The organism is Frigoribacterium sp. AC759, assembly GCF_979256015.1.
The window spans coordinates 1-2,534 of record NZ_CEEDMT010000052.1; the positions used below are offsets into that span (position 1 = coordinate 1).

1 protein-coding gene is annotated in these 2,534 nt (G+C 69.6%); it reads left to right on the top strand.

Annotation, left to right across the window (positions count from 1 at the left end; all coding sequences use genetic code 11):
* Positions 1–233: 233 nt before the first annotated feature.
* Positions 234–2,534 (top strand): hypothetical protein (locus tag ACZ6JE_RS15005; protein WP_464319451.1); only part of this gene is annotated, 2,301 nt, incomplete at its 3' end.

The window sequence follows — 2,534 nt, forward strand, 5'->3', positions numbered from 1 at the left end:
CCGGTGACCTTCACGGTCACCAGCGAGCGTGCCGACATCGCGAACGGCAGCGAGACGATCCGCTTCAACACCGCGGACTAGTCGCAACGAACACGGGGGAGGCGCGGGTCATCTCGACCCGCGCCTCCTCGGCTTCCCCTGCGCCCCGAGGTCGGCGCCCGGTGACCCGGACCCGACAGACCTCTTCCCTCACGCCGTCCCTCGACGGCCAGAAAGAAAGAACGAATCACCACATGACGAACAAGAAGAAGAACACCCCGGGGCAGCGCCTGGGTGCGGCCGCACTCGCGACGGCGACCGTCGTCTCGGGGCTCGCATTCGGGCCCGGGGCTGTCGCGGCCCCCAGCGCCGAGCGGGGCACGACCGTCACCAGCACCACGAGCGAGAACGCGGAGGCCGAGTCCACACGTCGTGTCGGACCGCTGGTCATCAACAGCTCCGACGACGTCCAGTACGGTCTCCGCATCGACCCCGACACGATGCGGACGACCACCGTCGACGACGCCAGCTGGTTCTCGCTGCCGGCCGTCGGCCAGCAGGGGCAGGTGCGCGGAACGGGTGCGAACGATGACCGCTGTCTGATCCCGGCGAACAACTTCACCTACCTGGCCTTCGCGACATGCTCCGACTCCTCCGAGCAGCTCTGGACCTGGACCGACGCGAACTCCGTGCAGGGGTTCGACAAGACGCTCGCGCCCGTCGCCAGGCCGACCCACGGTCTCGTCCCCCGAAGCGCGGGGACGTTCCTGTTCCTGCTGAGCGGCGGGGGCAAGCGTCCCCTCGTGATGGACGATCGCATGCTCTCGGAGCGCGCGTTGACGGCCACTGCGGACGGCGGCCCCGGTCGCATCTCGGGTGTCGGCACCACCGGCGCGACCGTCTCCGCCCGAGGCGAATCGGTCGTCGTGTCCGACGCCGGCACGTACGAGTTGGCACTGCCCGGCGTCCCGACCGATCCGACGACGGTCGTCGTGACCCAGACGCTGCCGAACGGCGACGTGCAGGACACCGTCGAGGTCGAGGTCGCGGGGACGGGTCCTCTCGACACGGTGACGATGGCTCCCGTGGAACTGACGCGGGGAGCGGACAGCGAGGTGACCTTCGAGGCGACGGCCACCGACGAGGTCCTGGAGAGGCCCGCTGCCGAGGTGACGCTGACCGCCCCGGAGGGGACGACGTTCGCCGAGGGTCAGGACGAGATCCTCGGGGAGTTCGTCCGCGACGGTGTCTCGTCGTCCGGTGGGATGCGGTTGACCGGTGGTGAACGGTCGGCGGACGGTCGCACGTACACGTACGTGTGGGACACCGTGGCGAACGGTGCGACGGGGTGGCAGACCCTGAAGGGTGACATCCTGCGGTGGAAGATCGCCGTCAGCACGCCGACCGGTGCGGTCGACGTCGAGGGCAACGCGATGGCGGTCCGGTTCGTCGGCACCAGCACGCAGGGCGCGTTCAGAGCGACGGGTGAAGCTCCCGTGTCGATCCCGGGCGACTTCGGTCCGGTGGCTCCCGCGACGATGGCTCCTCTGGAGCTCACTCGGGGTACCGAGCGCGAGGTGACGTTCGAGGCGAAGGTCGCCGATGAGTTCCTGGGTCAGCCCGCTGCGACGGTGACCGTCACCGCCCCGGAGGGGACGACGTTCGCCGAGGGTCAGGACGAGATCGCCGGTGCGTTCGTCCGTGACGGTCAGGAGGACCCCACGGGGATGCAGCTGACGGGTGGAGTGCGGTCGGCCGATGGTCGCAGCTACACCTACACCTGGGACACCGCGGCGAACGGTGCGACGGGGTGGCAGAGCCCCAAGGATGAGGTTCTGCGGTGGAAGATCGCCGTGGTGACCCAGGCTGACGCTGCGGATGTCGAGGGCAACGCGATGGGTTACACGTTCGTCGGGACGAGCCTCCAGGGTGCGTTCCGCGCCGCTGGTTCCGCGCCGGTGTCGGTCGTCGGTGACTTCGGCCCGTTGGCTCCGGTCGCGATGGCTCCCGTGGAGATGGAGCGCGGTGAGACCACGGAGGTGGTGTTCGAGGCTACGGCCGTCGACGAGCTCCTGAACCGGCCCGCTGCGTCGGTGACCGTCACGGCCCCGGAGGGGACGACGTTCGCCGAGGGGCAGGACGTGATCGCGGGGGCCTTTATCCGCGATGGGGCCCCGTCGTCCGCGGGCATGCAGCTGACGGGTGGAGTGCGGTCGGATGACGGTCGCACCTACACCTATACCTGGGACACCGCGGCGAACGGTGCGACGGGGTGGCAGAGCGTGAAGGACGAGGTCCTGCGGTGGAAGATCGCGGTGACGACCCCGGCTGACGCTGCGGATGTCGAGGGCAACGCGATGGGTTACACGTTCGTCGGGACGAGCGTCCAGGGCGGGTTCCAGGCCACGGGTTCCGCTCCGGTGTCGGTCGTCGGTGACTTCGGCCCGTTGGCTCCGGTCGCGATGGCTCCCGTGGAGTTGGAGCGCGGTGAGACCACGGAGGTGGTGTTCGAGGCTACGGCCGTCGACGAGCTCCTGAACCGGCCCGCTGCGTCG